The organism is Vibrio sp. DNB22_10_4 (genome assembly GCF_052879755.1).
Map to the genome: position 1 here is coordinate 1 of NZ_JBNNXW010000041.1, position 524 is coordinate 524.

The 524-nt window shown below is 48.3% G+C and carries 1 protein-coding gene; it reads left to right on the plus strand.

The annotated features are described in order from the left end of the window. Positions 1–524: cadherin-like domain-containing protein (locus ACVA6Q_RS24560; RefSeq protein ID WP_446649213.1), on the plus strand; the 524-nt coding region annotated here is incomplete at both ends.

Consider the following 524-nt stretch of genomic DNA (forward strand, 5'->3'; position numbering starts at 1 on the left):
ACAGACGGTATTTTCACTGACAATGGTGATGGTACCTACAGCTTTGCACCAAATGAAAACTTCAACGGTAATGTCAGCCTAGATGTCGTTGTTGTAGATGAAGACGGTGCAACTGCTGAAACTACGGCAGGTATTGACGTTATTGCAGTGAACGACGCGCCTGTATCGGGTGACTTAGCTTATTCCGTTGATGAAGACGGCTCTATCACTCTGACTCAAGACCAACTATTGTCCCAAGCATCCGATGTAGACGGTGATGACTTAACAGCTGCGAACTTATCAGCCGGTGATAACGCTACAGTTACCGCCAACGAAGACGGCTCATTCACCATCACACCAGATGCGGACTTCAATGGTGACATTGACCTTAGCTTCGACATCTCAGATGGCACTGACACCATCGTCGCTAATGCTGACCTCACTGTGAATCCAGTGAATGACGCAGCGGTTGTGGAAGATGTGGGTTACACCATCCAAGAAGACGGTTCATTAACCTTCACGGATGAACAGCTTCTAGCAGGCGC